The 26,201-nt window shown below is 67.6% G+C and carries 19 protein-coding genes and 1 pseudogene; 13 read left to right on the forward strand and 7 right to left on the reverse strand.

The window, feature by feature from the left end:
* Window positions 1-100: 100 nt before the first annotated feature.
* Window positions 101-3,835 (forward strand): S8 family serine peptidase, encoded by a 3,735-nt coding sequence (locus IE265_RS20230; RefSeq protein ID WP_229916321.1) that lies wholly within the window; start codon window positions 101-103, stop codon window positions 3,833-3,835.
* 290 nt (window positions 3,836-4,125) lie between these two features.
* Here IE265_RS20230 and IE265_RS20235 read toward each other — a convergent pair whose 3' ends face one another.
* Window positions 4,126-4,422 (reverse strand): hypothetical protein, encoded by a 297-nt coding sequence (locus IE265_RS20235; RefSeq protein ID WP_190037042.1) that lies wholly within the window; start codon window positions 4,420-4,422, stop codon window positions 4,126-4,128.
* Between IE265_RS20235 and IE265_RS20240 the strand changes: the two genes are divergently transcribed.
* The 4 genes and pseudogenes from IE265_RS20240 to IE265_RS20255 form a co-directional block, all read left to right on the forward strand.
* A complete protein-coding gene (locus IE265_RS20240; protein WP_190037043.1) occupies window positions 4,412-4,651 on the forward strand; it encodes a pentapeptide repeat-containing protein in 240 nt (79 codons plus the stop codon). The two genes, IE265_RS20235 and IE265_RS20240, sit on opposite strands and share 11 nt — an antisense overlap.
* 309 nt (window positions 4,652-4,960) lie before the next feature.
* Window positions 4,961-6,148 (forward strand): epoxide hydrolase family protein, encoded by a 1,188-nt coding sequence (locus tag IE265_RS20245; RefSeq protein WP_190037044.1) that lies wholly within the window; start codon window positions 4,961-4,963, stop codon window positions 6,146-6,148.
* Window positions 6,149-6,676: 528 nt separating this feature from the next.
* A complete protein-coding gene (msrA, locus tag IE265_RS20250; RefSeq protein ID WP_190037045.1) occupies window positions 6,677-7,189 on the forward strand; it encodes a peptide-methionine (S)-S-oxide reductase MsrA in 513 nt (170 codons plus the stop codon).
* Between the two features lie 577 nt (window positions 7,190-7,766).
* A pseudogene (locus IE265_RS20255) lies at window positions 7,767-8,039 on the forward strand (Bax inhibitor-1/YccA family membrane protein); the annotation flags it as partial.
* A gap of 131 nt (window positions 8,040-8,170) precedes the next feature.
* Here the strand turns inward: IE265_RS20255 and IE265_RS20260 are convergent.
* Complete coding sequence (locus tag IE265_RS20260) at window positions 8,171-8,626, reverse strand: hypothetical protein (RefSeq protein WP_190037046.1); 456 nt, start codon at window positions 8,624-8,626, stop codon at window positions 8,171-8,173.
* A 96-nt stretch (window positions 8,627-8,722) separates the two neighbouring features.
* Between IE265_RS20260 and IE265_RS20265 the strand changes: the two genes are divergently transcribed.
* Together IE265_RS20265 and IE265_RS20270 are read left to right on the forward strand one after the other, a co-directional pair.
* The gene (locus IE265_RS20265) at window positions 8,723-8,896 is read left to right on the forward strand and encodes a hypothetical protein (protein WP_229916323.1); all 174 of its coding nucleotides are present in this window, start codon (window positions 8,723-8,725) and stop codon (window positions 8,894-8,896) included.
* Window positions 8,893-9,420 (forward strand): hypothetical protein, encoded by a 528-nt coding sequence (locus IE265_RS20270; RefSeq protein WP_190037047.1) that lies wholly within the window; start codon window positions 8,893-8,895, stop codon window positions 9,418-9,420. Before IE265_RS20265 ends, IE265_RS20270 begins: the two co-directional genes overlap by 4 nt.
* 805 nt (window positions 9,421-10,225) lie before the next feature.
* On the opposite strand, the gene IE265_RS20275 is transcribed toward IE265_RS20270, so the two are convergent.
* Window positions 10,226-11,191 carry an alpha/beta hydrolase gene (locus IE265_RS20275; protein WP_190037048.1) on the reverse strand — a complete coding sequence of 322 codons (966 nt, stop codon included), beginning with the start codon at window positions 11,189-11,191 and terminating at the stop codon, window positions 10,226-10,228.
* Between the two features lie 378 nt (window positions 11,192-11,569).
* Here IE265_RS20275 and IE265_RS20280 point away from each other — a divergent pair, with 378 nt between their 5' ends.
* Entirely contained in the window at window positions 11,570-12,040 is a 471-nt protein-coding gene (locus IE265_RS20280) for an SsgA family sporulation/cell division regulator (protein WP_190037049.1), read from the forward strand.
* A gap of 90 nt (window positions 12,041-12,130) precedes the next feature.
* Here the strand turns inward: IE265_RS20280 and IE265_RS20285 are convergent, their stop codons facing one another.
* Window positions 12,131-13,462, reverse strand: a complete 1,332-nt coding sequence (locus IE265_RS20285) for an aminotransferase class I/II-fold pyridoxal phosphate-dependent enzyme (protein ID WP_190037050.1) — start codon at window positions 13,460-13,462, stop codon at window positions 12,131-12,133.
* 703 nt (window positions 13,463-14,165) lie between these two features.
* On the opposite strand from IE265_RS20285, the gene IE265_RS20290 reads away from it, so the two are divergent.
* The 4 genes from IE265_RS20290 to msrB all read left to right on the forward strand — a co-directional run bounded on the left by IE265_RS20290 (window position 14,166) and on the right by msrB (window position 19,284).
* Complete coding sequence (locus IE265_RS20290; RefSeq protein WP_190037051.1) at window positions 14,166-16,958, forward strand: ATP-binding protein; 2,793 nt, start codon at window positions 14,166-14,168, stop codon at window positions 16,956-16,958.
* 349 nt (window positions 16,959-17,307) lie between these two features.
* Entirely contained in the window at window positions 17,308-18,150 is an 843-nt protein-coding gene (locus IE265_RS20295) for a Bax inhibitor-1/YccA family protein (protein WP_190037146.1), read from the forward strand.
* Between the two features lie 124 nt (window positions 18,151-18,274).
* A complete protein-coding gene (msrA, locus tag IE265_RS20300; protein ID WP_190037052.1) occupies window positions 18,275-18,787 on the forward strand; it encodes a peptide-methionine (S)-S-oxide reductase MsrA in 513 nt (170 codons plus the stop codon).
* A gap of 89 nt (window positions 18,788-18,876) precedes the next feature.
* Complete coding sequence (gene msrB / locus IE265_RS20305) at window positions 18,877-19,284, forward strand: peptide-methionine (R)-S-oxide reductase MsrB (protein ID WP_190037053.1); 408 nt, start codon at window positions 18,877-18,879, stop codon at window positions 19,282-19,284.
* A 57-nt stretch (window positions 19,285-19,341) separates the two neighbouring features.
* Here the strand turns inward: msrB and IE265_RS20310 are convergent, their stop codons facing one another.
* From IE265_RS20310 to IE265_RS20320, 3 genes are all read right to left on the reverse strand, one after another.
* Window positions 19,342-20,547, reverse strand: a complete 1,206-nt coding sequence (locus IE265_RS20310) for an AI-2E family transporter (RefSeq protein WP_190037054.1) — start codon at window positions 20,545-20,547, stop codon at window positions 19,342-19,344.
* A 237-nt stretch (window positions 20,548-20,784) separates the two neighbouring features.
* On the reverse strand, window positions 20,785-21,591 hold the full coding sequence (locus IE265_RS20315) for a GAF domain-containing protein (protein ID WP_190037055.1): 807 nt from the start codon (window positions 21,589-21,591) through the stop codon (window positions 20,785-20,787).
* Between the two features lie 194 nt (window positions 21,592-21,785).
* Window positions 21,786-24,563, reverse strand: coding sequence for a helix-turn-helix transcriptional regulator (locus IE265_RS20320; RefSeq protein WP_190037056.1), 2,778 nt, complete (start codon window positions 24,561-24,563; stop codon window positions 21,786-21,788).
* Window positions 24,564-24,871: 308 nt separating this feature from the next.
* Here IE265_RS20320 and IE265_RS20325 point away from each other — a divergent pair, with 308 nt between their 5' ends.
* Window positions 24,872-26,071, forward strand: a complete 1,200-nt coding sequence (locus IE265_RS20325) for an epoxide hydrolase family protein (RefSeq protein WP_190037057.1) — start codon at window positions 24,872-24,874, stop codon at window positions 26,069-26,071.
* Window positions 26,072-26,201: the final 130 nt, after the last annotated feature.

Here is a 26,201-nt window from a genome sequence, read left to right on the forward strand (position 1 = left end):
GGTCTGCCGTCGCTCGGAGTTGACGAGATGCGTTCACCTTCGATCGACGGCCTTTCAAGGAGGAACAGTGCAGCAACCCGCTGCTCGAAGAACGGGCGTGATGGCTCTGGGCATCACGGTCGCGATGCTGGGCGGTGCTCTTGCGCCCAGCGCGCTGGCGCTGCCCGCCGCCCGGCCCGCTGCCGGCAAGGCGACACCCGGCCAGGCGGCACCCGGAAAGGGCGTCCCGCCTGCCCGGACCGTCACCCTGATCACCGGCGACAAGGTGACCATAACCCCCGGCGTGAAGGGAACGCCTGCCACGGTGAGCGTGCAGCGCCGCCCGGGCGCCACCGGATCGGTGGAGACCCTCACCGATGACACCGGTACGTATGTGTTCCCCGACGACGCTGCGGCCTTTGTCGCCGACGGCCTCATCGACCGGCGGCTCTTCAACGTCACCGCCCTCGTCGCCCAGGGATACGACGACCGGCGCGCCGCCGCGCTGCCTCTGATCATCACCCGTGACACGGGCGCATCGCGGCTGAGCGCGGAGGACTTGCCGGGCGTCACCGTCAAGCGGCAACTGGCATCCGTCCGCGCCGAAGCGGTCACGGCGAAGCGCAGCAAGGCAGCAAGTCTGTGGGCCGCTCTCGTCGCGGCGCCGCACACCACGGCCCGTCGCGCGTCCGCCGGCTCACCGTCCCTGCCGGGCGGCGTCGACAGGATCTGGCTGGACGGCAAGGTCAAGGCGGCCCTTGCGGACAGCACGTCCCAGATCGGGGCGCCCAAGGTCTGGGACGAGGGCTTCACGGGCACGGGCGTCAAGGTGGCCGTACTCGATACGGGAGTCGACGTCGACCATCCCGACCTGGCCGAACGCATTGTCAGCAGCCGCAGCTTCGTGCCCGGTGAGGACATCACCGACCGGCGAGGACACGGCACCCACGTCGCCTCGATCATCGCCGGCACAGGCGACGCCTCCGAGGGCAAGGAGAAGGGCGTCGCTCCGGCCGCCGACCTGGCGATAGGCAAGGTCCTGTCCGACGGCGGCACCGGAACCGAATCCGGGATCATCGCCGGTATGGAGTGGGCCGCCAGGACCGAGCACGCCAAGATCATCAGCATGAGTCTGGGCAGCTCCACCGCCCACACCCAGACCGACCCCATGAGCAGCAGCGTCAACGCCCTCAGCAAGGAGACGGGCGCTCTGTTCGTCATCGCCGCAGGCAACTCCGGGCCCGGCCGGTACACCGTCAACTCGCCCGGAACGGCGGCGGCCGCGCTGACCGTGGGCGCGGTGGACTCCGCCGACCAGATCGCCGCGTTCTCCAGCAGCGGTCCGCGGGAAGGGGACGACGGCCTCAAGCCCGACGTGACCGCGCCCGGGGTGAATGTGCTGGCGGCCCGCTCGCAGTACGTGAGCGGAGCCGGCTTCTACACCACCAAGAGCGGCACGTCGATGGCCACGCCCCACGTCGCCGGCGCGGCCGCGCTCCTCGCGCACCAGCACCCCGAGTGGACGGGGCAGCAGCTCAAGGACGCTTTGATGAGCACCAGCACTGCGACCCCGACGCTCTCCGCCTACCGCGGCGGCTCCGGAAGGGCGGACGTCCTTGCCGCCTTCCGCGCCCAGGTCGTCGCGTCCGGTTCGGTCGACACCGGCCTGATCAAGTGGTCGCGCGACCCGCAGCCGGTCGAACGCCGCATCACCTACACCAACAGCGGCAGCAGCGCGGTGACCCTGCAGCTTTCAGTGGACCACCAGGAGAGTCCCGAGACGCTGTTCACCCTGGACGCCGACCAGGTCACCGTGCCCGCGCAGGGCAGCGCATCGGTCGGCCTCGTCGTGGACCCGCGTGGTGTGCCCGCCGCCGGCCACAGCGGGCAGGTCCTCGCACGGGACGACGCGGGCGCGGTGGCCGCACACACGGTGCTGAGCGCCACCACCGAACCCGAGCGCCACGACCTGACGCTCGTGGCGAAGGACCGCGAGGGCCGCCCCATGGCCGGCACCGCCACGCTCCGGGCCGCGCAGGGCCCCGACTTCCAGTTCTACAACGTGCCGGAGACCGGGCTGACCCTGCACCTGCCGCGCGACACCTACTCCCTGACGATGTTCAAGGATGTGCGCGGGGCCCATGGAGCGCATTCCACGGGCATGGCCCTGCTGGGCGACCCGGAGGTCGAACTGACGCAGGCCAGGACCGTCGCCTTCGACGCCTCACAGGCCCAGCAGGTGCGGGCTCTCACTCCCAGGCCGAGCATGCCGACGAACACCAGGGTCGACTACTGGCGCTCGTTCACATCCGCGCAGCCGCTGCCCGGAACCATCGGGGACTGGATCGGGAGCCGGATGATCGGCCCCGACTACGACAGCGTCTGGGCGCAGCCCACCCCCGGCAAGGTGACCCACGGAGGCTTCGCCTTCACCACACGCTGGCGATCCCCGCAGACTCCGCTCACCGTCTCCCACGGCGGACACGACCTGGATGTGCTTCCCCAGAACGGCGCCAGGCGCCTACCGGACGGCGCGACCCGTGCGGACGCTGTCTTCGCAGGCAACGGCACGCCCTCCGAGTACGCCTCCCTGCCCGCCAGGGGCAAGGCGGCCGTCGTGCGCCGCAGCACCGCCGTGAGCCCCTCTGAGCAGGCCCAGGCCGCCCAGGCCGCGGGAGTGAAACTGCTCCTCGTCGTCAACGACCGGCAGGGTCGGCAGAACAGTTGGTACGGCGACGCCGACTACGAGTCCCCCGGGCCGGTGGCGGTCGCCTCGGTGACCCGTGACGAGGGCGAGGAACTGATCACCAAGCTCTCCGCCTCACGCGGCGGTCATGTGCGCCTGAAGGTGACGGCTCATCCCGTTCCCTCGTACCTGTACGACCTGACCAGTTCCCACACCGGCGGCATACCCGAGAACCTGACTCACCGGGCCGACGCTCGGAACCTGGCTCGGGTGAACCTCAACTTCGGGCAGAACGAGAAGACCCCCGCCGCGGAGATGCGAATGGACTATCCCGCCTATGTCTTCGGCGGCGGCTGGAACTTCCTTCCCGAGCCCGTGGCACGCGGACCCCGTACCGACTGGGTCTCCACCGGCGATGGCACCAATTGGCAGCAAAAGGTGACTGTCCCCAACACCCTTACCGAGACAGCCGAACCGGTGAAATACCCCGTGGCCGGCACCCACCAGGACCAATGGCTCAGTCCCGTACTGCGCCCCCGCATGATCAGGGAGGACCTCCCGGTCCGGCAGGACGGCACCTCGCTGGCCTTCAGGGCACGCGCCTGGGGCGACAGCGGAACGGCACACGCCGGCGAGGGCTACGGCGGCGGCCTGTCGCAGCGGACCTCGCTCTACCAGGGCGACACGCTGCTCGCCGAGTCTGACGTCGACAGCGGACACGCCTGGGACCTGTCCCCTGACCGGCTGCCGTACCGGCTCGTGGTCGACGCAACCAACGACAACTCCTCGTTCAGCCCCTACTCCACCACCACACACACCGAGTGGGCCTTCACCTCCGCGGCCGCGGAGAACGACACCATCGCACTGGTTCAGCTCGACTACGCAGCCGAGTTGAACGACGAGGGCAAAGCCCGCCGAACCGCGGGCCTCGCCGTCACGCCCTCGGTCCTGGGTGCCCCGCACACCGGCATCGCCTCCGTGCGGGTGGAGGTCTCCTACGACGACGGAGGCACCTGGCACCGGCAGAACACCCTGCATCGCGACAACACCTGGAACACTCACCTGGCCGCGCCCGAATCCGCATCGTTCGTGTCGCTGCGGACCACCGCCAAGGACACGACGGGACGCTCCATCACCCAGACCGTCATCCGCGCCTACGGCCTGAAGTGACCCACGGACCGGTGCCGCCGCCGCGGCACCGGTCCTGACGCTCCACCCGACGAGGACGCGGAGGCCGCGGTGAGCACTGCACGATCCCGATGAGCGACCTCCACCACGACAGCAGCCGCGATGTCGCCGTTCCTCGACTTCCGCTCTGAACTTCGCACTCCGACGGCCGGGCGGGCAAGGCACCGGCCAGGCTGCTCTGCATGGATCCGAAGACAAAGCGAACCTTGCCTGGACTTCCGGACAATGCTGGTCGCCCTCGGATCCGGAGCCGCAGCGACTCTTGGCCTGTACTACACGCACAAGAACCACAACAGACCGAGGCACTGTTCGAGCACACCCGGGAGAAGGGCCGCGAACAGGCGGAGCTGACCCGCGAAGGACAGGTCACCGAGCGGTACGTCGAGGCGATCAAGCTTCTCGCGTCGGGCAACCTCACCGAGCGGCTCGGCGGCATCCACGCTTTCGAGCGCATCATGTGGGACTCCGAGAAGGACGACGCGACAGCCGTCGAGGTGCTCGCCGCGTTCGTCCGACGGCACAGTCCACGGAGCCCGCGACCACTTGGACCGGGCGTGGATGCTCTTCACCTCAGTCGACGGCACGAATCTGAGCGATGCCTCTCTCCAGGGTGCGTACCTGCGCAAGATCGATCTGCGCACAGCCCTCCTGAAGGCGGAGCAGCTGCTGAAATCCGAGATCTTCGGCATCACGAATCTGCCGTCAGAGATCGAGGGCGACCCGCGGATCCAGGCCCGCATCGACAGGTGCGAAGCAGCGCTCGCCGCTCGCAACGGCTTGATCCGTCCCGTGACGTGAACACACCATTCGATTCGGGCGTGGCAGCGGCCACCCCCGCCCCACCCCGTGCACCCGCCAGGCAGCAGTAGCCGCGTCAGGTGACTTAGAAGGCCCGCCACCGCTCCTCAGGAATCTAGGTCACATCGCAGATGTCCAGGTCAGATCCAGAACCCATCATGAAATGGCACCGGGGACACAGCAGCGGTCACTCACCGCGATGTCAGCCCGAGGAGGGCACACCTGCCCCCTTCACCAGGACGACACCTGCTGGACCGGTGCAGGACTTCCATTTCAGCGCTTCACAGTTCACGTATCAAGGAGACCAGCATGTCCGCAACGCCCGAGATCCGCCCGTTCACGTTCGAGGTCACTGACGCCCAGCTCGAGGACCTGCGCTCTCGTATTCAGGCAACGCGCTGGTCCGAGAAGGAGACGGTCACCGACCAGTCCCAGGGTCCGCAGCTGGCCACGGTCCAGGAGCTCGCACGCTACTGGGCGTCGGAATACGACTGGCGCAAGATCGAGGCCAAGCTGAAGTCCCTGCCGCACTTCATCACGGAGATCGACGGCCTGGACATCCACTTCATCCACGTCCGTTCCAAGCACGAGAACGCTCTGCCGCTGATCGTGACGCACGGATGGCCCGGCTCGATCATCGAGCAGCTGAAGATCATCGAGCCGCTCACCAACCCCACGGCCCACGGCGGCAGCGCGTCGGACGCCTTCGACGTCGTGATCCCCTCGATGCCCGGCTACGGGTTCTCGGGCAAGCCGACCACCACTGGCTGGGACCCGCAGCGCATCGCCCGTGCCTGGGGTGAGCTGATGAAGCGCCTGGGCTACACCAAGTACACGGCGCAGGGCGGTGACTGGGGCGCGATCGTCACGGACTTCATGGGCGCTCAGGAGCCCGAGGGCCTGGTCGGCATCCACACCAACTTCGCCGGGATCGTTCCCCCCGCGATCGACGCCGCGCTGGCCAATTTCCAGCCGCTTCCGGCCGGCACGGAGCTCAGCGAGGAAGAGCAGGCCACGGTCGACGAGCTGAGGTTCGCCTACTCGCACGTCTACTACGCGTACCTGATGGGATCCCGCCCGCAGACTCTGACCGGCTTCGCGGACTCCCCCGTCGCCCTGGCGTCCTACATGATCGACCACGATGCGGCCAGCCTGGACCTGATCACCAGGGCCTTCGCAGGCGAGGACACCGGCCTGACGCGTGACGACGTCCTCGACAACATCACGCTCTTCTGGCTGACGAACACGGGCGTATCCGCGGCCCGCCTCTACTGGGAGAACAAGAGCGCGTTCTTCGGCGTCAAGGGTGTCAAGCTGCCCGTCGCCGTCAGCGTCTTCCCCGACGAGATGTACACGGCGCCCAAGAGCTGGTCCGAGCAGGCGTACCCCAACCTGCTCCACTACAACCGGGTCGCCAAGGGCGGTCACTTCGCGGCGTGGGAGCAGCCGGAGAGCCTCGTCGACGAGATCCGCACCGGCCTTCGCTGGATGCGCTAGACGACGGTCTCCGTCCCTTCGCAACAGGCTCCGCGTCAGCTCGTGGCGGCCAAGTGGTCTGGCGACAGACCTGCTTGCCCGCCCGGGCTGAGCGGCGCCGGCGGGCACCGCATCCGAGGATGCGCCGAGCTCGTGCGGTGAAGCGGCGGGTCCTTGTGCCGTGCCCGGATGTTCCGCTCGGCAGCGTCGGGCCGGGCCCAGCGGGGTGCTGGTCGCCGGGACGAGGCGGCAGCACCGATCCAGAGGAACGGCCTGGTGATCCGTGGCTGAGTCCTTCGGCGGTCTGGTCGTGGGCCGCGATGGCGGTGTCGTTCGGCCACGGGCCCGCCGGCGGACCTTGACGTCAGGGCACACCGATGTCGTGCTGCGGCGGTGCCCGCAGCACTTCGTCCCGCACATGACGGTGCCGAAGGCCCGGCTCAACAGCCCTGGAGCCGGCCCGACCGGCCGCCGTGTCTGTGACATGCCTCCCGCGCGCCGAAGCGGCAAGGACAGACAGCTCCCCATCCGAGCCGAAAGTGACAAGTCATGACAATCAACAAGGAAAAAGCCGTGCTGGCAGGCGGCTGCTTCTGGGGCATGCAGGAACTGCTCCGGACCCTCCCGGGTGTGGTGAGCACGCGGGTCGGTTACAGCGGCGGGCACCAGATCCACGCGACGTACGAGAACCACGGGGGGCAGGCCGAGTCGATCGAGATCACATTCGACCGCGCTGTCACCGACTACCGCACCATCCTGGAGTACTTCTTCCAGATCCACGATCCGACCACGAGGAACCGGCAGGGTGGCGACGTCGGGCTCAGCTATCGCTCCGTCATCTTCTACCTCAACGAGAATCAGCGACGTGTCGCCAAGGACACCATCGCCGATGTGGACAGCTCGGGGCTGTGGCCAGGAAGGGTGGTGACCGAGGTGCTGCCGGTCGGCCCGTTCTGGGAGGCCGAACCGGAACATCAGAACTACCTCCGCCAGTACCCCACCGGCTACACCTGCCACTTCCCGCGGCCGAACTGGCGGCTGCCGAAGCGTAAGGAGTCCTGATGCGACTACTTCAAGGCCGGCATCTGATCCAGGAGGGCTCCCGGCATGCCGCGATGAGCGACCCGCCTCGCACGGTTGCCCTCGGCGCCGAGCCCGTCATCGTGGCAGTCGCGACCCCGCCCAGGGGTATTGCACCCGCCGTCGCCATGTCCGGCGTCCTGAGCGCGAAGCCCGCTGTCCGCGGGCGGCATCGGCGGCCTCGCAAGTCGGCACCGCTGAGGCTGCTTTCACTGTGCCGCCCAAGGCATCGACGACCTGCGGCACGGCTCACCACCCGGGGGCAGGACGTCGCGGGTGCCAAGCATCGCGGTCAACGGTCGCAACGTCCGCCCAAGAGCCTTGCCGTGTTCCGGGCAGGGGCACTCGGCGCACCCGGGAAGGCGTGACGTGAAACAGCAGCAACCCGGTCTTCCCTCGCAGGGGTTGCGGTTTCGGCCGCGTCGACCCGGCCGGGAAGCCACTGGCTCGCCGAGCCTCCGAGAACGCCGAATGCGCCAGTTCCTCTAACCCCTACGCGGAGAACGCTGAACTCACCGAAGCGGATCCGCACGTTCTCCGTGATGACGATCGACGATCACTGATCGCATGCAAGAAGCGCTGGATCCGCGGAACCCGGCGGTTCTACGGCTTCACGGCTGCTGCGGGCGCAGGATTCGTGCTGCTCATGATGGCGGATCTCCTGTTCAGCGCGTTCGGCGCCGGAGACGGCCTCGGAGTCAGCAGCGGTGGCCTCGGCCTCGTCTTCGGTGTTCTCGGCATCGTTCTCGGCGCCTGCTTCCTTGCTCTGGACACCGAGCAGGTGGAGGGCGGGATCGTCTGCGGTGCTCCGCGCAAGGAGTCATGGCGGGCATTACGGTTCGAACTGGCCCCATTTGCGGTTCCAGATGGCCCCATGTGGTCGTGCAGAGAGTCAGTGTTGCGGCTTGAGGCGGCCCCGGGTCCCGGTCTCGTGTGGCCCAGTCGACCCTGGTCAACCGAGAATCAGGAGTCGGCCTCTGAATCGCGCGCCCATTCCTCGCGTGGCCGTAGCTTCGCCAGGATCTGTCGGGCTTCGTTGCGGACCCCGGCGTCTGGGTCTGTCGCCAGCTCTCGGTACTGCTTGATCAGCCGGTCCGCACCTTGGGTCGTCATCCATTCGGGGTTGCAGTCCAGGGCATCACCGAGTTGGTCCACGGTGTCGTAGGTGCCCGCCTGGCTGTAAGCCAGCAGGACATGGCGCAGGCCGATGGTGTCCTTGCGTTCGAGCAATGCCTCGGCCGTTTCCTGGATGACCCATGTGTCCTGGGCGTCCAGGAGGAGGCGGTGGATGACGTCCGCCACATCCTCGATCTCGTCCGAACCCGCGAGCTGCCGCCCAGCCGCCCCGCGAACGGACCAGGCCAGCGACTCGGCATTCTGGATCGCGGTGTTCAGTTCTTGATCGTCGAGGGGTGCCATGCCCTCAGCCTGCCAGGAACCCCGGCGATCTCCGGATGATTTTCGCCGGCCTCGCTGCTGTCTGGCCCTGGTCCGGGAGGTGTCCCACCGCGTACCGTGCGAAGCACCCGGCTCGCCAACCTGGTGAACACCCTCGACCCCAAGCTCGTCGCCGCAGCCCTCGACATGGACACCGAAGGCGTCATGATCTACCTCGCCGACCACGTCGACGTCGGTCGGCTTTCCAAAGCCTTGAACAGTCCCAGACTCCACCCGCAGAAGCCTCGATGACGCGGACAACATTCATCTGGACCCCTGGCTGGGCCGGTTCTGCCGATTGCACCATCAACGATGGCCGGTCAGAAGGCAGGGCCCACGCCTCCTACATCAGCAACGCGCCCGAAGACCTGCTCAACGCGGTGACCAGAGTCGTCCTCGGTGCCCGCATGGTCAAGGCGCAATTCGAAGGCGAGCCGGGCGCTCACCGTTGGGTCTTCCACCGCTACGGCGACTTCGTGGACATCGACCTGTTGCTTCTGGAGGACGGGCGACGTCCCGACAGCGAGGGACAGGTCATCTGGGAGTCACGCCGCCAGGGAGTGGATGCGATAGCCAGGGCGGTGATCGACGGCTTCGACCGCGTCGCCCAGGACCTGGGTGAGGAGGCCTACCGCATGAGATGGCTGTCACCGTTTCCACGCACCGACCTGGAAGATCTGCGGACCGCATGGCGTGACACGTGTCCTCTCGCTGACGCCCCGCCCGCCGACGACAGTCTTGACGCACCAGTAACCCGTGAGACTTGGGCGACGTAGTCCCACACGGTCGAGTAGGCGATCTCCGCCCCGAACTCCTGCTGAAGCCTGACCAGGATCCGCTGCACGGTATGCCGCTGCTTCGGCGGAGACTCCAGGTCGTCCAGCGCGGCCACTGACCGATGGTCTTCTTGAACGGCCTCCAGCCTCGGGGCACACCGCAGTGGTGTTCGCCGTGGGAGCGGGACCGTCGAGTACAGGGCCTCTCGCACCAGCCGCCGGTGGACGCCGTACTTCCGCGCGAGCGCGCGGACCGACAGGCCCTCCCGCCACGAGTCCCGGCGGATCAGCAGGAACGGCTCTCCCTTCGAGGACACCACCCGGCATCGCCCCCTCAAGGAGACCTACGCCGAGCGTCCCAGCCCCAGGCCATGGGTGGGGCCAACTCAAGCCGGAACAACGCCCGAACGCTCCCACGCGCCCCGCCGCTGGGGCCGACTCGGGCCGAAAGAGTGGAGCCGAGTCGGACCGCAAATGCCACCCTGGCGGGCGGCGTTCGGCCTCACGTCGACGCTTGTTGGATCCACTTCGAGGCACTGCGTGTGCTTTCGATCCAGCGAAGCGAGGAGTGACGTTCGGCGTCGAGTCGCGAGACCGCGGTCGCTCTGCCCGCCGGATCCCGCGCAAAGCGGAGGCGGGTAGGGCGACATGAAGTCGGTCAGGGTCACGATGCCCGCGAGACGTTCCCTCTCGTCGCTGCCGACTGCCGACTGCTGACTGCTGACTGCTGACTGCTGACTGCTGACTGCTGACTGCCGGCGAAACGCGGTAGCGGCGCGGAACGTCGATGGCGTCCGCGGGTGTCCTACCAAGCCCGCCGAAGTGCGGCGATGGCTTCAGCCGTTGCTGCACGCGCCGCGGGCGTGGACGCCAGGGCGTTCAGCAAGACGAAGTCATGCGTGGTCGCGCTGTACCGAGTCGCGGTGACCGGCACTCCCGCGGCGCGGAGTTTCGCCGCGTACGCTTCACCCTCGTCACGCAGAACGTCCGCTTCCGCCGTGATGACGAGCGCCGGGGGCAGACCCGTGAGCTGCTCCGTGGTGGCCCTGAGCGGGCTCGCAGTAATCTCGGCACGTTGCGCCTCGTCGGCCGTGTACTGATCCCAGAACCATTGCATGGTGTCGCGTCGCGGCGGTTCGCCCTCGGCGAATTGGCGATAGGAAGGAGTGTCGAAGTTCGCGTCGGTGATGGGGCAGAACAGCACCTGCTGGACGAACGAGACGTCCCCGCGTTCCTTGGCCAGCAGAGTAAGGGCTGCGGCCATGTTGCCGCCCGCCGAGTCACCGACAAGAGCGAGTCGCGCGGGGTCGATGCCATGGTCGGCCCCCTTGTTGGCCAGCCATCGGGCCACCGCATAGCACTCCTCCAACGCGATGGGATATCGCGCTTCCGGTGCCGTCGTGTACTCCGGGAACACCAGGGCGGTTTGCGCGCCGACCGCCAGCTCACGTACCAGCCGGTCGTGTGTGTCGGCACTGCCGAAAACCCATCCAGTGCCGTGGAGGTACAGAGTGGCGGGCAGAGGGCCGGCAACTCCCCGGGGGCGCACGATGCGCACCGCGACGCTGTGTCTCGGTCCTGCGGAGACCGCGACCCAGCGGTCGTCGATCGCCGGCCGGTCCAGCGCTTCCGACTGCGCCTCCTCCAGCGCGGCACGGCCCCGTACGGGGTCTGGAACGAAGGGAGGGGATTCGGACACGGACGCCTCGAGGCCCTCGCGAACAGTCTGTTCCGGGACCGGGCCCCTCGGAGGTGAGGTGTAGTCAGGCATCGCATTCCTTGGCTGGTGTCGATCCCGCGCCCAGAGCGCGAAACTACCGCAGGTAGAGGCCCATTGCTCGACAAGGGGCCGGCCGCAACCGTGTAGTGCGGGACTTCGGTCCATGGAACTCTCCCAGCACCGGTCTGCGCATCGGTCATGTGACTGCGGGGCACCGAGTCCGGCCCACCGCGCCCGATGCGCAAGCAACACGGCCCTCGAGAAACACCGGGCAACGCATCAGAGGAGCCTGGAGCAGCGGCGTCTGCCCCCGACAACGAGACGCATTGCTGGTCGATGTTCGCACTGACAGTCGGCTGACAGATGCTGAGGACGGCACCCAGGAGTCACCGTGGGCGAAACTCCCGCATCTGGAAGGGGCGCCGCTCTGTGCCACTCGAAAATCCGAACTGCCCGGCCCGCGACCGGTCCGGTGGCAGCGACATCCGCGCTCTGCGCCTGCGTCTCGACCGGGTTGACCGGCTGTCGAATCGGTTTCCGCTCGGCGCCACGTTTCGCTACGCCAAGGCGGACCCTCTCGTCGTACTGATGGAACTGCAGCCGCCGGACGGTGGTCGGATCACCTGGGCAGTCTCACGTGACCTGCTCTTCGACGGCATGGAGGACGCAAGCGGGATGGGGGACATCCGGGTGTGGCCGTCAGTCGCCATGGGACGCCGCGTGGTGTGCATGAGGCTGGAGGCATACGGCCAGTCCTGCCTTCTCGAGATCGACCGGGACCGGCTGGAGAAATGGCTGCTGGAGACCTTCGATCTGGTTCACCCTGGCACGGAGTTCTGCCAGGTGGACTGGCAGGACAGTACAGCTGCCCTCTTCGAGGGGAAGCGGAGTCAGCCTTGACCGGGGCGCAGGCAGGCGCGGGAATCGCCTGCCTGCGCTGCTGTGTGCCGGTGGGTCGATGCCGTCAGCTGCGAGCTGATCGCCCCTTCGTCAGCCGAAGCGGCCGCTGGGATGTCTGCGGATCGCCGCGCAGACGGCGTCGGCCAGGGCGGGCACCTCGTCCAGGGTGAGGGGCGAGATGGTGATCCGGATGCCGGGGGGCGAGGCGAGCCGGAAGCGTGCGCCGGGTGCGACCGCCCAGCCGGCCTGCATGAGCCGGGTCACCGCTCCGGTCTCGTCGGGAACCTGCAACCAGACGTTCATGCTGCTGCGGCCGTAGGCTTTGACGCCACGGTCGGCCAGTTCTCGTACCAAGCCGTCTCGGCGTGCGGCGTAGGCGGCGGACACCGCCGGGATGTCCACTGCGCCGGTGCGCCAAAGGTGAGCCACGGTGTGCTGGAGCAGATGGCTGACCCAGCCGGGGCCGAGGCGATAGCGGCCCTGGACCCGGTCGACGGTGACGGGGTCACCGGTGAGAACCGCGAGGCGCAGATCGGGACCGTAGGCCTTGGCTGTCGAGCGGACGAGCATCCAGCGCCGCGTACTGCCGGTGAGCGGATGAAGTGGCAGTTCGGTCAGTCCGTGCACATGGTCGTCGTCGACAACGAGGACCTGCGGATTGTCCGAGAGGAGGGCACGCAGATCCCGGGCACGGTCGGCCGAGATCGCGGCGCCTGTGGGGTTCTGGCCGCGGTCGGTGACGATCAGCGCCCGTGCGCCCTGCCGCAGGGCCGCGGAGACGGACTGCGGCAGGGGCCCGTCGTCGTCCAGAGCGACCGGGACAAGCCTCAGTCCGAGGGCGGGGACGAGGTCGAAGACACTGCCCCAGCCGGGGTCCTCGACCGCGACCGCGTCACCGGGTCGCAGGTATGCGAGGAGCGCGCGCTCCATGGCGTCGAGAGATCCGGAGGTGAGGCCGATCGGGCCGTCGGGAACGCCGTCGGCATCGAACACGGCGCGGGCGAGGCGGCCCAGCTCGTCGTCGACGGGGGCGTGGCCGTAGAGCATGGGTTGCCGGGCGTTCCAGGCGGCAGCCTGAGCCATGGCCTCGCCGAGTGACGGCAGCAGCGCGATGTCCGGGTTGCCTGCGGAGAGATCCCGCACACCTGGTGGCACCTCCAGGCCGATCTCGTCGTGCACGGTGGTGGCGGGGCGCGACCGGACACGGCTGCCGCGACGGCCCGCGGTCTCGATGACGCCGCGGTCGCGCAGCAGGCGGTAGGCGGCAGCGACCGTGTTGGGGTTGACCCCAAGCTCGGTGGCGAGTTCCCGCAAGGGGGGCAGGGCGGCGCCTGGCGCAAGCGCGCCTTCCCCGATCGCACGCTCGACGCTCGCTGCGATCTCCGCCGCACCTCGGCCCGTAAACGTGTAGTCTCCTAGCACAAAGACATAGTATGTACTAGTTCAAAAGGATCGGCGCTATAACCTCCTTGCCCTCCTTCGGCGATGCGTCGGCAGGAACCGCACTCTCCCGACCCGCGTCGGCAGGCACGCTTCGTGCAATCGCCGGTTTGTGCCCGCGATCTTCCACGCGAAACACGTGTCCCGCCTCAGGTCGCCCCCGCGACGGCGTGCCAGGCCTGCCGCCGGCCCTTTCCACCCCGTGGGGAGCGGCTCTCTGCGCATGGTTCCCGCCTCCGGCCGCCGCACGGCGCCGGTGAGGACACCGGGCCCGCAGTCCGCCTGACCGTCACGCGAGAGGGTTCGCGCCGGCTCGTCACCGCCACTCGATCAGCCGTTGCTTCATCCCTGATCGATCACCCGGTGTCCTGCCGGCGTGCGGCCGCCAAGGTGCCGCCGCAGCCCGCAGCCTCCACGAGGTCGACAGCCGGCGCGGACCGGCAACACCGTGACGATCCCGGAGCCTTCGCCTTCCCCACAGAGCGGACGAGGTTACGCAGAGCCCGTCCTGCTCACCGCCCGGATCCGCCCTGCCCGCGGTCCCGGCAACCTTCTGGGACACAAAAGGGACCCGCGCACCCAACCGTCCTCCGTCCGTCGTCCGTCGCTGTGGTGAACAGCAACGCAAGGCTTCGACCATCTCCCGCCCCGGCCCTCTGGCCACGAACAGCAATGAGAGTTTGCAATGATCGGCAGTCACTCCCCTCCACGTGACACGGCCGGCCGCCTGATCGGTCGGGACCACGACCTTCAGCAGATCCGTGATCTGCTCAGCATCGGATCGGGAGGTGGAGCCCTCCTGCTCTCAGGAGAGGCCGGCGTCGGCAAGACGGCAGTACTGGACGCCCTGACCGAGACGGCACAAGCCGAAGGAGCCCAGGTACTGCGCGCTGCGGGTGTGGAGTTCGAGGCGAACTGCAGCTACTCAGGCCTCAATCAGGTCCTCTTCCCATTCCAGGAAGCTCTCGGCAAGCTGGAGACACCCTTCCGCGACGCTCTGCGCGTCGCGATGGGATTCGAAAGCGGACCTCCGCCGGAGCGGCTCATGGTCTCCAACGCAGTCCTGCTCCTGCTGAGCGCGGTCGCAGCCGGTGAACCCCTTCTCCTCGCTGTCGACGACCTGCCATGGCTCGATCAGGCAAGCGCGGCTGTACTGGGTTTCGTCGCACGACGGGCATCCAGCATCCGCATGAGCTTCATCGCCACCTCGCGTTCCGGTTCACAGGGCCTGCGCGACAGCGGTGTCCTGCCCGAATTCTGGCTGCAGCCACTGGACGAAGCATCAGCGGACCACTTGGTCAGTACGACATACCCGGATCTGGTCCCCAGTGCCCGTCAGCGCCTGCTGACCGTGGCACACGGCAACCCGCTGGCCCTGCTCGAGCTGCCGTACGCGCTGTCCTCAGCGCAGAGCCCGGCCGGCGGTGACGTCCCCGCCGTGCTACCGCTCAGCAAGCGACTGAAGGCGGTGTTCGGCTCACGGATTACGAGCTTGCCGCAGTCCTCCCAACGCCTCCTGCTCCTGGCCGCGCTGGAAGGCGACGGCGACCTCGGGGTACTGCAGGCGGCCTCACGGCAGGCAAATGACGGCTACGACCTCGACGACCTGGCGCCGGCCGAGCGTGACCAGCTGGTCCACATCGACGAGGGCGCACGACGACTGAGATTCCGTCACCCCCTCATCCGCGCGACGCTGGTGGAGAACTCCCTCAGCGGCGAACGCCGTGCAGTGCACGCGGCACTCGCCCACGTCCTGGTGGACCAGCCCGAACGACGGGCTTGGCATCTCGGGGAGGCAACCCTGGAGCCCGACGAGAACGTGGCCACCCTGCTGGAGGAGGCGGCCAGGATCGCCTTGCGGCGCGGTGACGCCGTGGGCGGCATGCAGACATTCATCCGCTCGGCAGATCTCAGCCCGCAGGGCCCGGACCGCACCCGCCGACGTGCGGAGGCCGCCTATGTCGGCGCCGAATCCGCAGGGGCGCTGCCCAGCGCTCAAAGGCTGCTGGACGACGCCAGGCACACCGCCCGGAACCCGGAAAGCTCTCTGCACTCGGCAGCGGCGACTGCGCTCCTCCTCCTGAACGGCGACGGTGATGTCGACACGGCCCACAGTCTCCTCGTGAACGCCGTTGAAGCAGGACCCCATACGTACGACGCCGACGACAAAACGCTCGTGGACGCTCTTCACACGCTGGCGCTCATCTGCTTCTTCGGGGCGCGCCCCGAACTGTGGCAGCCCTACGACCGAGCGCTGAAGAAGGTGACGCCCAAGGTGCCCGTGATCTTGTCGGCGCTGGGCAAGACATTCTCGGATCCGGCGCGTACCGGCGCCGCGGGGTCGCAGGACCTCGACGATCTTGTGGCAGGACTGTCCACTGTCACCGACCCCGTCCAACTCACCCGGGTCGGCACGGCAGCCCTCTATCTCGACCGCCTCGGAGATGTCCGCGAGACGTCATGGCGCGTGGTGCGCATGGGACGCGACGGCGGGCCCGCGCGCAGGTACCTGTCCGGTCTGATCCACCTCTGCCTGGACGACTATCTCACCGGGATGTGGGACGAGGCGGCGCAGCTGGCCGACGAGGGAATCCAGCTGTGCGACACCCACGGCTACACCGCCTTCGCCTGGTACTTCCTGTATGTACAGGCCATCGTCAACGCTGCGCGCGGGCTGTCGGACCAGGCAGACGCGACCGCCCAGCAGATCATCCACTGGGCGACGCGCCAGAAGGCGTACTGCGCCACGCACTACGCCCATCACGCGGCGGCCGTGGCGGCGCTGGGGCGCGCCGATTTCGCCGGAGCGTACGAGCACGCCACTGCCGTCAGTCCGATAGGGAGCCTCGCCTCACACGCGCCGCACGCCCTGTGGGTGACGATGGACCTGGTGGAGGCCGCCGTGCGAACCAACCGACAGCCGGAGGCAGCCGCCCATGTGCGAGCGATGCGGGAAGCCGACGTAGCGGCCATCTCCTCACGCCATGCCCTGCTGACGGAGGCGTGCGCCGCCCTGGCCACCCCGGACGACGAGGAGGCCCTCGCACTGTTCACGAAGGCATTGGCGGTCCAGGGCGCTGAGCGATGGCGGTTCGACTTCGCCCGCGTCCAGCTCGCGTACGGCGAGCGGTTGCGACGCATCAGGGCAACCGTGGAGTCCAGGGGGCCACTGAGCGCCGCGCTGTCCACGTTCGAACACCTTGGAGCAAGGCCCTGGGCGGAACGCGCCGAGACGGAACTGCGCGCCGCCGGCTCCGGCAAGCGCCGATCCGGGCCGTCCAAGGCGCAGGTACTGACCCCCCAGGAGCTCGAGATAGCCCGGCTGGCCGCTTCCGGACTGACCAACAAGCAGGTGGCGGAGCGTCTCTACCTCTCGCACAGGACTGTCGGCGCCCACCTCTATCAGATCTACCCGAAACTGGGCATCACGTCCCGCGCGATGCTGCGCGACGCCCTGGTTTCGTCCGTCGGAGAGTGAGTGGCGGACGAAGACCTCCGCTGCCGCCAATCCGCTTCCCCCAATTCCCTCGTTCCCCGGTCCCGTTTTCCCGGGGTTTCCCCTGGGGCGACACACACAACCGCGCCCCATGCTGTGAAGGTCACCGGTGGGGCACGCCCCTACCGGCGCGAACAGGGAGTTCTCGCACGGAGATCACTCGGTTCACGCACCGGGAGGAGCTCCGGTTCGCCCACGAGGGAGCGGGAGCCTCAAGCGCCGTAAGGGCATCGGTTCCGCTGCCTCGAACAGTGCGAGCACACGACGGCCACGGACCAGGACAACGGCCAGGCTATTGAGGACCGCTATGTCATACGCGGACAGCAGGACGCTGAAGAGCTCGAACCCTGTGCTGAAGCAGTGGGCGAGGAGGAATCCTGCTCCTGTGGTCACCGCGGTGCCGATCGCGGGACGTCCACCCGCGGGCAACGCGCCGGATGCGCCCGTGCTGAGCCTGCGCAAGGACGCGGTGCCGCAGACCGCCGGCACCGCGATGACCCTCGACGACGTCGTGATCCGAACGGCCCTCGCTCTGGGCGTGGCGGTCCTGGCAGCCGTCCTGTCGTGGGCACTGCTGCCCGTCGATTCGCAGAGCATGGGCAGGTCGTACGGAATCGCGTTCGGGGCCGCGCTGGTGGCCCTGGTCCTCGCCCTGGTCCAGTCGTTCAAACGCAAGCCGGTGCCCTCGCTGATCCTTGCGTACGCGGCGTTCGAGGGCATCTTCCTCGGCGTGATATCCAGCGCCACCTCCAACTACTTCTCCTACGGCGTGGTCGTGCAGGCGGTCGCGGGAACGATGGCTGTCTTCGCCGGTGTCCTGATCGCCTACAAGCTCCGCTGGATCCGCGTGACTCGCCGCTTCTACGGCTTCGTGCTGGCCGCGACGGTCGGCTTCCTGATCCTGCTGGCCGGCAACCTGCTCTTCTCCCTCTTCGACGACGGCGACGGCCTCGGCCTCCGCAGCGGAGGCCTCGGCATCCTGTTCGGAGTCATCGGCATCGCCCTCGGCGCCTGCTTCCTCGCCCTGAATTTCAAGGAGGTCGAGGACGGCGTGGCCAACGGCGCCCCCCGCGAGGAATCCTGGCTGGCCGCATTCGGCCTCGTCCTCACCCTCGTATGGATCTACATCGAAATGCTGAACCTGTTCACACTCATCGGCGACTGGGACCCGTAGCGGCTGGAGAATGAATTCCAGGCCCCAGTACGGAAGCGCTAGGACCACCCCTCGAAAAATCCGAACCGGGCGCGCAGAATTACAAGCGTCCCGCGAGAAATATGGAAGCGGGTTGACACAGATCATGGCCATCAATGAGGAAAGGGCCCTCCTGGCGGGCGGTTGCTTCTGGGGGATGCAGGACCTTCTCCGCAAGGTGCCGGGCGTCCTGAACACCCGCGTCGGCTACAGCGGCGGAAGTATCCCCAACGCCACATATGGTGACCACAGAGGCCACGCCGAGTCGATCGAGATCATCTTCGATCCGGCCAGAACGAGTTATCGCGAAATCCTGGAGTTCTTCTTCCAGATTCACGATCCGACCACGCGGAACCGGCAAGGAGGAGACGTCGGCTCCAGTTACCGCTCAGCCATATTCTATCTCGACGAAACACAGCGGGCCGTGGCCGAGGACGCCATCGCGGATGTCAACGCATCCGGCCTGTGGCCGGGGAAGGTGGTGACCGAGGTCGTACCTGCCGGCGCGTTCTGGGAAGCCGAACCGGAGCATCAGGACTACCTGCAGAATTTCCCTGATGGCTACACCTGCCACTTTCCTCGACCGAACTGGCGGCTACCGAAGCGTGCCGCAGCGTAGATCGTGAATTGCCGCATTTCCCCCTCTCCACAACGGCGCCGATACACGTGCCGAAATTGGGTTACTCCTGTCACGAAGGGCTGAGTCTCATGTCGTACGACATCGAGAAGCCGGATGAGCAATGGCGCGCGGAGCTGACTCCTGTCGAGTACAGGGTTCTGCGCAAGGCGGCCACGGAACCGGCGTTCACGGGTGAATACACCGACACCAAGACGAAGGGGGTCTACTCCTGCCGTGCCTGCGGCGCCGAGCTCTTCACCTCGTCGGAGAAGTTCGACTCCCGCTCCGGTTGGCCCTCCTTCTTCGACCCGAAGGACTCCGACGCGGTCGAGCTGGTCCCGGACCGGTCATTCGGCGTCATGCAGACCGAGGTCCGGTGCGCCCGGTGCGGATCGCACCTCGGCCACGTGTTCAAAGGAGAAGGGTTCCCGACCCCGACCGACGAGCGGTACTGCATCAACAGCATCTCGATGCAGCTGACACCGGACGAGAGCTGACGCAGGGGCCGCCCGTACGCTCCGCGTTCCACGAGGGCGCCAGGACGGCTCCGGGAACTAGACGGGCTCATGCGGCCGGCCGTCACCACGGTTCGCGAGGTAGCTGACGATCGTGTTGGCCACCGCCACCAAGGGCACTGCGACAACGGCCCCGCCAATGCCCGCCAGCAGACCACCGGCGGTCACCGCGAGGATGACCCCGAGCGGGTGGACTCGCACGGCCCGGCTCAGGATGAGCGGTTCAAGGATCTGCCCCTCGAGTTGTTGCACACCCAACACGATGAGGAACGCCAGCAGCGCGGTGAACACCCCCTCTGCGATGAAGGCGACGAGGACGGCCAACGCTCCGGAGACGAGCGCGCCGACCAGGGGAACGAACGCAGCGACAAAGATGACCACTGCCAGCGGTAGCGCGAGCGGAACGCCGAGGATGTGGATGCCCACGCCGATGGCGACGGCATCGATGAGGGCGATGATGACCGTGCCGTGGACGTACGCGGTGAGCGTGTGCCAGGCAAGGGGACCTGCGCCCTGGAGCGCCGGGCGGGTGGCGGCCGGGGCAAACTTGAGGCTCCATTTCCAGATGCGCGCTCCGTCGTAGAGCAGGAACAGCGTCGAGAACACCGTCAGCAGGACACCGGTCAGGAACTCCAGGATGACAGTCACACCTTGGATGCCGGCCGAGGTGAGCTCGTCGCTCATGGAACGGATGCCGTCGCTCAGCTTTTCGGTGAGGTTGTCGATCTGAGCTTCCGTGATGTGGAAGGGACTGTCGAGCAGCCAGCGCTTGAGTTCCTCAACGCCCTCCTGGAGGCGGTCGGAGAGGCTTTCCAGATTCGACATGACCTGCCAGACGATGAACCATCCGACCAGCCCGATGAGAACGAATCCGCAGAGCGCGGTCAGCAAGGTCGCGAGCCACTGGGGTACTCCATGCCGATTCAACCGGGCGACCGTGGGTTGAAGCAGCGCAGCAACGAGAATCGCGGCCGCCAAGGAGAGCACGAGCAGGCGCACGGCGCTGACAGCCTGTACCAACACCCATGCTGTGGCCGCGATGACGAGCAGGCGCCATCCGGCCTCCGCGGCAACGCGAACGCCCCACGGGACTGCCGCAGCGGGAGCGGGCCTGTCCGACGGCGCCCGTTTCACGGGTGGGGAGTCCGATTCCTTCGGCTCGTCATCTGCGGGCGTTCCCGACCCCCGCCCTTCAGCGTCCTCCTCGTCGGCACCGGGGCGCTTCGACCATTTTCGAGACCGCACGACCGCACCTGCGTTTCTCGGAAGGAGGCGCCATGGTCACAGGTGCACCACCACCTCAAGTGGGCAATGACAGATTTATACGACAATCATAAGAATGAATTGATTGCAGTACGTATCCGACACGCCTGTCCTGGAACGGCCCCTGACGGTTGGCCACCGCACCACGCATCACGGCCCCGGAGGACCCGGTCGGCGGCGGACGACGGTGAGCCTCTCATCCCGGATGAAGCCGAAGGATCACTCGCCCCGGTCCGACACCTCATCCAGAACGCGCTCCGGAGTGATCAGGCGCCGTACGAGCTGGTCGGCGACATCAGTCGGCCTCAAGTGGGTTCGTGCAGCCTGAACACGGGTGGCGATGCCATCCGGGCGGAGCGGTGCTCGATCCCAGGTGAGGACGGCAGTGATCGCCACATCCGCCAGAGCACGCAGGAGACGGGGCTCCATGCCGCTGAGGGCCGAAGGACGGCAGCTGAAAAGGTTGAGGGCGCCCAGCGCCTGGCCCCGGACGTGAAGGGGCAGGGCGTGCGCACCTTCGTACCCTGCCGCCAGCGCCAGGGGGACGAAGACAGGCCAGCGTTCCTGGTGATCTCGCAGCCCGACGGCATGGACCTGACGGCCCCTGGTGTAGGCGTCGATGCAGGGACCCTGGCGGATCTGTGCCTGCATCACCTCGGTCAGGGTGGCGCGGGCGTCCGTGGAGACGGCCGGCCGGAGTTGGCCGCGGGCATTCGCGAGCATGACACCGGCAGCATCGACGCTGGTGCGGTCGACGCAGTAGCGGGCCAACCGGTCCAGAAGCAGGACCAGGGAATCCAGACAGGCCGGAATCACTCCCAGGACACGGCCGAGGCGCTGCCGGCAGTCGGCCTCGGACACCAGGCAGCCGTCCGGACAGAGCGTGAGAATTGCGAGAGATCCCAGAAATTGCACCTGGGCCGTGTAGGGCATCATCGTGGTCTTCCCCTGATTCGGGGCGGCAGCCCTGGAAAGCGAGGCCTTGTGGGGCCACGGGGTCCGGCGCACGGCGAGTGCCGTGAACATGTCCGGCGTTCAAAGCCGCGACGACACCACAACATGCCGGGGCCCACCAGAATGGGGGCGGGGAAGACCTCAAGCGACGGAACCAGGCTGGTCCATCACTTTCACCATCTCACAGAACGCAAGGCATGAGGCGGTACGACCCAGAAAAGGCCAGAATGCGACCGTGGGGTGCGCCGGCTCGAGGGCACGCTTTCTCACTGGAGCTCCAAGGGCGGCAACGCCGCGTGGAGGTGCCTGCGAGAACTGACGCCGAGCTTGGCGAAGATGTTGCCGAGGTGCCACTCCACGGTGCGCGGACTGATGAAGAGCTGATTGGCGATCTCTGCGTTGGTGTGGCCCTTCTCGGCCTGCCTGGCGATCTGGGATTCCTGCTTCGTGAGTTCGAGGTCAGCACCGACCGTGCGCTTTCGAACGGTATCGCCCGTTACCGAGAGTTCCCTTCGAGCACGCTCGGCAAAGCAGTCGGCTCCTGCTTGGTCGAATACCTCACAGGCGGAGCGCAGGTGCGTGCGGCTCTCCTGCCGGCGGCTCTCGCGCCGGAGCCATTCGCCGTACAGCAGGCGGGCTCGGGCCAGTGGCATGACCATCCGGCAACTCCCGAGCGCTTCGATCGCCTCCTGATAGAGCGATTGAGCGGCCGGCCCATCGCTGAGCAAGGCCTGTGCGCACGCTTCCGTGCCCCGGGCCCAAGCGGTGCCACTGGCGCTGGTGCGTTCGGTGAGTTCTGCCAGCGCTCCCGCGGCGGTGGTCGGCTCCCCAGTGCGGGAGGCCGCCTCGATCAGCTCGACCAGAGCCCATCCGTATGTCCCGAGGTCCTCGTACCGGCACGCGCTCGTCGCGGCGGCCAGTGCGGCGTCGTAGCGACCGAGACCGTTGTACTGCACCGCGGCCGCGTAGTCGGCCAGGCCGAGAACCCGTCCCTCGCCCCGGGAGCCCGCTTCCTTGATGGTCGCTTCCCTGCGGTCGAGGTTCTGGACTTGCTGGGCCTTCCAACCGCCGAGCACGAGGGCAGCGTTGATCACGTCCGGGGCACCCGTGACGGCCGAGATCGCTGACACCTCGGCGATCTCCGCGGCTGCCGCATCGAACTCGCCGGAGAACACGTGGAAGCAGGCCCGGCCGTCCAGTGCCAGAGGAAGGACGGCGAGCGCGCCCTCCGCGCGGGCCTGATGGACGGCACCCGCCGTCAGGTCCTCCCACGCTTCGTCGTCCCAGACCTCCAGCGCGAGGGATTGGGCGATCGGAGCATGCGCCAACCGCAAACGGGACCCGCCCTCGAGCGCGGTCAGTGTCTGTTCCTCCCGCACGGTCCGCACGGCGTGCTTGATGGTCTGCACACTTGCGGAAGAGCCGTCGACCGTCAGACCGACCACGCTGTCCAGGAGGTCGTCGACCGTTCCGCGCTTCTGCGGCAGAGGTCCGGCACGGGCCGCGGCAGCCACCTGCTCCCGTACGGTCCCTTCGTTCAACCGTCCGGCGAAGACCAGCGCTCCGGCGGCTTCCAGAAGAGTGTCGCGTGCGGAGGCGGGGGCGAGCGGTGTCAGGCGGTTCGCCGACTCGAGCAACCGCAGGGGTGCCGCGCCGCCACGTGCCTCGGAGAACATCAGGCTGGCTCGCAGCCAGTCGAGTTGGGCGTGCTGAAGACTGTCGAGCGGGCCGGCCTCCGCGGTCGCCAGCAGGCCGTACGCGTCGTCCACCGCGCCCGCATCGACTTCGACCTGGGCGGCTGCCAGCGCGCGGGCCACGTGGCGCTCGCGGTCAGGCGTCAGTTCCGCCGAGCGATGCAGGAAGGAGGCCGACGCGGCGATGCCTCCTCGTAGTCGCGCTCGGCCCGCCGAGTCCTCCAGGTCACGGGCGACACTCTCGTCGGGCTGCGTCACGGTGTGGGCCCGGTGCCACGCTCTGCGATCGGGGGCGGTTTCGGGGTCGGTGGCTTCTGCAAGTGCTTGGTGCACCGCCTGCCGGTCGGGGACGGACATCCTGCGGTAGACGGCCGAGCGAACCATGGGGTGCTGGAAGCACACCCCGGTGTCGAACTGGATCAGTCCGGAGGATACGGCCGGCGCCGCGGCCGCCGCCGCTATGCCCTGTGATCCCGCTGCCCGGAACAGCAGGTCGACGTCCCCGGTCGGCTCAGCGGCGGCGATTTGGAGAAGCCGCCGGCTGTCCGGCGGGAGCAGCCGGAATCGCCGGTGGAAGGCGCTCTCGAGATAGCTCGTCAAGGAATGGCTGTCGGGAAGCCAGAAGCCGCCCGCAAGTTCAGTGGGCGCGAGGGTGGACGGCAGCTCCAGCAGGGCCGTCGGGTTGCCGTGTGCCTCGGCGACGATTCGGTCCCGCACCAGGGGGTCGAGCGGAACGCACACCACCGAATCGAGCAGGGCCCGGGCGTCGGGGATGCTGAGACCCTCCACAGTCAGGTCCGGCAGACCAGCCGTCCGGTCCTCCCGCAGTTCCTGCAGAGCGAAGATCAAGGCCACTGAGGTGTGTGCGAGGTGCTTGGCGACGAACGTCAGAACCTGCATCGACGTCTCATCGAGCCACTGCGCGTCATCGACGATGCAGACGAGGGGCTGGTCCTCGGTAGCCGTGGCCATCAGGCCGAGGACTGCCATGCCCACGAGGAGGCGGTTGGCCGCCTCTCCCTCTGCGAGGCCGAAAGCGATCGAGAGAGCCTCGCGCTGGGGAGCCGTGAGGTCGTGGAGTCGACTCATCATGGGCGCGCACAGCTGCTGGAGACTCGCGTACGGCAGCACCATCTCGGCCTCGATGCCCGAGACGCCCACCGTGCGGAACCCAATGGCGTGCGCCTCGACGTGGCGCAGCAGAGCGGTCTTGCCTATGCCTGCCTCACCGCGGAGGACAAGAACCGTGCCGCTTCCTGCCCGCGCCGTGTTCAGCGCCTGCTCAAGTGCGACCAATTGCTCGGACCGGCCCCGCAACGTGTTCGCTGTTCCTGCGGCGAGCTTGCCCATGGGCGATCATCCGGTCCGCTGATAAGGAAGTTCCATGATTCGGAGTCCAGGTCGTAAAACAGTCAACTGGCCAGACGTATTCCAGCCGTCGACTTAGAAAGGCTAGCCCTGGCGGATCGCCACTGCCAGATCGACGCTGACAGCAGCGACTGCGGCACGCCGTGTGACCAGGAGCCGCGCATCTCACCGGATCGCATGATTCCGAGCAGGCCACCCACGGGGTTTCCCCTGGGGCGAGCACATCCCTCTGGCACGAACCTTGATACGTCACACAAAGGCAGCAGTAACTCGCAGCAAGGAGAACCCGAATGTCTGTCATGGAAGAGACGACTTTCCAGCCGTTCACCGTTGACTTCTCCGACGAGGACATCGCCGACCTGCGTCGGCGTATCGCTGCGACGCGGTTCTCCGAAAAAGAGACAACCACGGACGTCGAGCAAGGTACACCTCTGGCGACCGCGAAGGCGGTCATGGAGTACTGGGGCAACGACTACGACTTCGGCAGGGTCCAGAGGAACGTCAACGCCTACCCGAACTTCGTGACCGAAATCGATGGCCTGGACATCCACTTCATCCACGCACGTTCGCCGCACGAGGACGCACTCCCCATCATCATCACCCACGGCTGGCCCGGCTCGGTCGTCGAGCAGCTGAAGCTCATCGACCCGCTCACCAACCCCACGAAGTACGGGGGCTCGGCATCGGACGCGTTCCATGTCGTGGTCCCGTCGATGCCCGGCTACGGCTTCTCCGGCAAGCCTGCCGAGGCCGGCTGGTCGACCGAGCGGATCGCCAAGGCCTGGGGTGTTCTGATGGAGCAACTCGGCTACTCGCGCTACGTGGCTTCGGGAGGCGACTGGGGTGCAGTCGTCACCGAACTCATGGGGGTCCAGGAGCCTCCGGGACTGGTAGGCATCCACACGAACATGGCCGGCGCGATTCCTCCTGCGATCGACGGCGCCCTCGGAACGGGCCAGCCCCTTCCGGCTGACACCCCTCCGCTCTCGGAGGAGGAGCAGAAGACGGTCGACCAACTGAAGTACGTGTACGCGCACGTCGCCTACGCACTCATGATGGCGGGCCGACCGCAGTCGCTGTCGGGCCTGGCAGACTCGCCCGTCGCCCTGGCGTCGTTCCTGCTCGACCATGACCGCGACAGCCTGATTCTGATCGGCCGGATCTTCGTCGAGGGCGCGCAGGAAGGCCTGTCGCGGGACGATATCTGCGACAACCTGACTCTGTTCTGGCTGACGAACACGGGTGTTTCCTCCGGTCGTCTCTACCGGGAGAACAAGGTCGGGTTCTTCAACACCAAGGGAGTCACCCTCCCGGCAGCCGTGAGCGTCTTCCCCGACGAGCTCTACTCCGTCCCCAGGAGCTGGGCGGAGCAGGCATTCCCGAACCTCATCCACTACAACAAGCTGCCGAAGGGCGGTCACTTCGCCGCCTGGGAGCAGCCGGAGTCCCTCGTGAGTGAGCTGCGCACGGGATTCCAGTCCCTGCGGTGAAAGGACCCGATCCCTCACGATAGGCGGGCACGGCGGCCGAGTCCTCGACGAACTCGGCCGCCTTCGGCTGCGCTACGCGTGGTCCGCGTCCGGCGGCGGGCACGTCCCCGCACCGAGCCGGGCGGAGCCG

The organism is Streptomyces fructofermentans (assembly GCF_014651055.1).
Taxonomy (GTDB): domain Bacteria; phylum Actinomycetota; class Actinomycetes; order Streptomycetales; family Streptomycetaceae; genus Streptomyces; species Streptomyces fructofermentans.